We start from the raw sequence: 4,822 nt of genomic DNA, 5'->3' as shown, positions 1-4,822 counted from the left end.
CCCTCGCCGGCGTCCCCGCCCGGGCGCCCGCCGCCTCCCCGCTGGCGGCCGCCGCGCCGCGGCTGGCGACGGCGTCCAACTTCCGCGACCTCGGCGGGTACGCGACCGCCGACGGCCGGCACGTGCGCGGCGGCGTGGTCTACCGGTCCAACTCGCTGGCGAACCTGTCGGACGCCGACCAGCAGACGCTGCTGAGCCTCGGGATCACCCTGGACGTCGACCTGCGCAACGCCAAGGAGCGCTCGGACGACCCGGACCGGCTGCCGGCCGGGATCGCCTACAAGGTCGCCGACGTGGAGGACCTGACGCACGGCATCTCCTTCGCCGATCCCGCGCTGGGGAGCCTGCTGTACGGGTTCCTGATCGGGCTGGTCACCGGGTCGTCCAACATCGGGCAGTCGATCGCCTACCCGTTCATGGTGGACTTCAGCGGCGCGAGCCGCGCCTACCACGACCTGCTCACCTCGATCGCCGCGAACCCGGGCGCGACGGTGTTCCACTGCACCGCCGGCAAGGACCGGACGGGGTGGGGCGCGGCGGTGCTGCTGACGCTCCTCGGCGTCCCGAAGGCGACGGTGTACCAGGACTACCTGGCCAGCAACACCTATCTCGGCCGGCCGGACGCGGTGGAGTCGTCGTGGCTGGACGAGGCGTTCCACGAGGTCGACCAGGCCTACGGCGGTTTCGACAATTACGTCCACAAGGGCCTGGGGCTCAGCGACGCGACGATCGCGGCGCTGCGCGCCCGGCTGCTGACGTCCTGACGCAGGCGGGGCCTAGGGCCGTTCGACCGGGGGCATGAGGGGCGGTCCGGCGGCCTCGGCGGCGGTGGCGACCTTGCGGAGCAGGCCGGCGAGCTGCGCGCGCTCGGCGCCGGTCAGCGGCGCGAGCAGCGCGTGCTCGGCGGCGGCCTGGTCGCCGATGGTGCCCTCCCATGCGGCGTGGCCCTCGTCGGTGAGCGCGACCAGCAGGCGCCGCCGGTCGGACGGGTCGTGCGTGCGGGTGAGGTGCCCCGACTCCTCCAGCCGGTCGAGCCTGCTGGTGAGGGTGGCGGGGTGGGTGTCCAGCGCCTTGGCGAGCCAGCTGGGGGTGGCCTGGTAGGGCGGGCCGGCGGAGCGGAGCCGCCACAGGATGTCGTACTCCCAGCCTTTGAGGCGGCGCGCCTTGAGCGCGGCCTCACGGCGGCGGCGCAGGAGCGCGACGAGGGTCTGCATCCGGGTGATCGCTCCCTCGACGTCGGGGTCGAGGCCCGGCAGCTCGCGGGACCAGTGGGCGATGTGCCGGTCGATCGAGTCCTCCTCCACGCCCGGCATACTATCCTCTCGGATATTATCTTTTCGTAATAACTGAGAGTGAGGATCCCCCCCCATGTCCCTGTGGCCCCCCGATTTCGCCGGCCGGATCGACGAGCGCACCATCGACAGCCGCCTGCTGCGCGGCAACCCGCTGGGCGACCCGCACCGCAGGCCGCTGTGGGTGTACACGCCGCCCGGCTACGACGACGAGCCCGAGCGCCGCTACCCGGCCGTCTACATGCTGCTCGGGTTCACCGGCACGCTCCCGGCCTGGAGCAACCAGCCCGGCGCGTTCCGCACGTCGGTGCCGGTCGCCACCGACGCGCTGTTCGCCCGCGGCGAGGCACCGCCGATGATCCTGGTGTTCGTGGACGCCTGGACCAGCTACGGCGGCAGCCAGTACGTCGACTCCGCCGGGACCGGCCGCTACCACTCCTACCTGTGCGAAGAGGTCGTCCCGTGGGTCGACGCCCGCTACCGGACGATCCCCGACCGCGACCACCGGGCCATCGCCGGCAAGTCCAGCGGCGGGCTCGGCGCCATGATCACCTCGATGCTGCGCCCCGACCTGTTCGGCGCGTTCGCCACGCACTCGGGCGACGCCCTGTCCGAGGCGCAGTACATCCCGCACTTCCTGCAGGCCGTGCGGGACCTGCGCGCCTACGGCGGCGACGTCTTCACCTGGTGGGACGACTTCCGCTCCCGCACCGCCTTCACCAAGCAGGAGGACCTGCGGCTGCTGGAGATCCTCGCGGTGTCGGCGTGCTTCTCGCCGGGCGCCGACGGAACGCCGATGCTGCCGTTCGACCCCGTCACCGGGGTGCTGCGGCCCGAGGTCTGGGAGCGGTGGCTGCGCTGGGACCCGGTCCGGATGGCGCCCGCGCACGCCGAGGCGCTGCGGTCGATGCGCGCGATCTGGATCGACGCGGGCACCCGCGACGAATGGTTCCTCGACCTCGGCGCGCTGGCGTTCCGCGACGCGCTGGGCCGGGCGGGCGTCGCCGAGGACACCGTCAGGTTCGAGCTGTTCGAGGCGGGCCACGTCGCCATCGAGTACCGCCATCCCCAGGCCCTCGCCTGGCTGGCCCACCGCCTGGCGCCCTGAGCGTGTGCCGTCTCGCGCCCTGAGCGTGGCGCCGCGTCCGGTGCCCCGTAGGCTCCCGTACATGATCGATCAAACGGCGTCGTACCTGTCCGGGCTGTTCTCCCTGGAGGGCAGGACGGCGGTGGTGACCGGCGGCAGCTCCGGGATCGGGCGGGCCATCGCGGTGGCGCTGGCGCGCGCGGGCGCGTCGGTCGTGGTCGTCGCGCGCCGCGAACCCGAGCTCGCCGCTACCGTCCGGGAGCTGGAGTCGCACGGGTGCCGGGCGGCGTCGGTCAGCGCGGACCTCGGGTCCCGCGCCGGCGTCGCCGGCGCCGCGCGCGCCGTGGTGGAGCCGTTCGGCGAGCCGGACGTGCTGGTCAACGCCGCCGGGATCAACCTGCGGCCGCCGATGGACGAGCTGGGCGAGGAGGTGTGGGACGCGACGATGGCGGTGAACCTGGACGCCCCGTTCCTGCTCGGGCAGCGGTTCGGGCCGGGGATGGCCGAGCGCGGCTACGGGCGGCTGATCCACATCGCCTCGCAGCAGGCGTTCCGGGCGTTCGTCACCAGCGGCGCCTACGGGGTGTCGAAGGCGGGGCTGGTGGCGCTGGCCCGCTCGCAGGCGGAGGCGTGGTCGGCGCGGGGCGTCACCGCCAACACCCTGGTCCCCGGTTTCGTGCTGACGCCGCTGAACGCGCGGCTGCAGGACGATCCGGCGCGGGTGGAGGCGCTCGCCGCGCGCACGATGACCGGCCGCAACGGCCTGGCCGAGGACTTCGCGGGCGCGGCGGTGTTCCTGGCCTCGCCGTCGGCGTCCTACGTCACCGGGCAGGCGATCTTCGTGGACGGCGGGTTCTCCGTCCACTGACCCGCCCGGGCCGTCGTCGCGCGGGGGCGGGTCAGTCCCACAGGCCGGTGGCCCGGACGGCGTCGGCGGGGCCGGTGGCGTGCACGATCCCGGCGACGGGCCGGCCGTCCTCGTCGTGCACCAGCCAGCCGCCGAGCTGCACGACCGGGACCCGCCCGGCGCGCATCGCCAGCGCCAGCTCCGACAACGTCCCCCAGGACCCGCCGACGACGATGACGGCGTCGGCGGCGTTGACGATCACGTTGTTGCGGGCCTGGCCGAGCCCGGTCGGCAGCACGACCGACAGGTCGGGGCCGGCGGCGGACCGGTCGGCGGCCGGGAGGACGCCGACGACGGTCCCGCCGGCCGAGCGGGCGCCGGCCGCGGCGGCGGCCATGACGCCGCCGTGCCCGCCGCAGATCAGCACGGCGCCGCGGCGGGCCAGCAGCCGCCCGGTCTCGTGGGCGCGGTCCCAGTCGTGCTCGGTGCACTCGGCGGGGCCGCACACCGCCACCTGGACGGCCACGGCCGCTACCGGGCGCCGTGCCGGCCGGCGATCCGGTCGATCACGGCGGCGAGGTCGAAGTCCTTGCCGGTCAGGCCGCCGGCGCTGTGGGTGGACAGCGCGAACGTCAGGATCCGCCACCGGATGTCGATGTCGGGGTGGTGGTCGGCGTCCTCGGCGGCCCGGGCGACCTCGTCGACCACCGCGATGCCCTCCAGGAACGAGGGCGCCTTCACCTCCCGGCGGATCTCGTCGCCGTTCCGGGTCCAGTCGGGCAGGTCGCGCAGGCGGTCGGCGACGGCGGTGTCGTCGAGCGTGTCGGCCATCGTGGTCACTCCCTGTCGTCGGGTCGCCGCAGTCTCCTCTCCGAGTACATCACGGACCCCGGCGCGTGCCGTGGCGCGGGTCACGCGGCCGGGCGGGTCACCGGGACGCGCCGGCCGACAGGTCGTACAGGGTGGTGCCGCCGACGGACACGGCCTTGAAGTTCGCGGTGACCCATGCGCTGATCTTCTGGGCGTCGTCGCTGCCGCTGCCGCCGCCGCGGCCCATCATCGTCCCGCCGCCGCCGACGAAGTAGTGGATCTTCCCCTGGCGGACGAGTCGCTGGAACCGCGCGAGGGTCGGCGCGGGGTCGGTGCCGTTGAAGCCGCCGACCGCCATGACCGCCTCGCCGGTGGCGAGCTGGTAGCCGGCGGCGGTGTTGGACCCGATCGCGGCGGCGGCCCAGGTGTAGGAGCCGGCGCCGGCCTTGAGCGCGGCGGTGACCTGCGCGCTCGGCGTTCCGGCGTTCAGCAGCCCGCCGGGCCCGCCGCCCGCGCCGCCGGGGCGTCCGCCGCCGAACCCGCCGCCCGGCGCGCCCTGCCGGCCGTTGCCCTGGCCGTTGCCCTGGCCGCCGAATCCGCCTCCGGGGCCGCCGGGGAGCGTACCGGCCTGCGCGCCGCCTTGCGGTGGCGCGAATCCCTGGCCGCGGTTCCAGCCGCCGCCGGCCCGGCCCGGCCCGAACCCGCCGCCCGACGTGCGGGGCCCGGCGGTGATGATCGACCCGGAGTGCGGGGTGCCGGCCGTCTCCACCGCGTACGCGGCCGGCC

Annotated in this window: 6 protein-coding genes and 1 pseudogene; 3 read left to right on the top strand and 4 right to left on the bottom strand. The window is 75.1% G+C overall.

Annotated features, from left to right (window positions below):
- On the top strand, positions 1-764 hold a 764-nt coding region (locus F9B16_RS49275), incomplete at its 5' end, for a tyrosine-protein phosphatase (protein ID WP_151547161.1).
- A gap of 12 nt (positions 765-776) precedes the next feature.
- Here F9B16_RS49275 and F9B16_RS49270 read toward each other — a convergent pair.
- A complete protein-coding gene (locus F9B16_RS49270) occupies positions 777-1,304 on the bottom strand; it encodes a MarR family winged helix-turn-helix transcriptional regulator (RefSeq protein ID WP_225992661.1) in 528 nt (175 codons plus the stop codon).
- A 64-nt stretch (positions 1,305-1,368) separates the two neighbouring features.
- Here F9B16_RS49270 and F9B16_RS49265 point away from each other — a divergent pair, with 64 nt between their 5' ends.
- Together F9B16_RS49265 and F9B16_RS49260 are read left to right on the top strand one after the other, a co-directional pair.
- Complete coding sequence (locus F9B16_RS49265) at positions 1,369-2,400, top strand: alpha/beta hydrolase (protein ID WP_151547159.1); 1,032 nt, start codon at positions 1,369-1,371, stop codon at positions 2,398-2,400.
- Between the two features lie 61 nt (positions 2,401-2,461).
- On the top strand, positions 2,462-3,247 hold the full coding sequence (locus F9B16_RS49260; RefSeq protein WP_151547158.1) for an SDR family NAD(P)-dependent oxidoreductase: 786 nt from the start codon (positions 2,462-2,464) through the stop codon (positions 3,245-3,247).
- Positions 3,248-3,278: 31 nt separating this feature from the next.
- Here the strand turns inward: F9B16_RS49260 and F9B16_RS49255 are convergent, their stop codons facing one another.
- From F9B16_RS49255 to F9B16_RS52030, 3 genes and pseudogenes are all read right to left on the bottom strand, one after another.
- A complete protein-coding gene (locus tag F9B16_RS49255; protein WP_151547157.1) occupies positions 3,279-3,752 on the bottom strand; it encodes a TIGR00725 family protein in 474 nt (157 codons plus the stop codon).
- Between the two features lie 5 nt (positions 3,753-3,757).
- The gene (locus tag F9B16_RS49250) at positions 3,758-4,057 is read right to left on the bottom strand and encodes a 4a-hydroxytetrahydrobiopterin dehydratase (protein WP_151547156.1); all 300 of its coding nucleotides are present in this window, start codon (positions 4,055-4,057) and stop codon (positions 3,758-3,760) included.
- Between the two features lie 97 nt (positions 4,058-4,154).
- Positions 4,155-4,822: pseudogene (locus F9B16_RS52030) on the bottom strand (glycosyl transferase); the annotation flags it as partial.

Source organism: Actinomadura montaniterrae (genome assembly GCF_008923365.1).
Classification (GTDB): Bacteria; Actinomycetota; Actinomycetes; order Streptosporangiales; family Streptosporangiaceae; genus Spirillospora; species Spirillospora montaniterrae.
The sequence above is the reverse complement of the archived record's forward strand: the minus strand, read 5'-3'. Positions and strand labels throughout refer to the sequence as shown.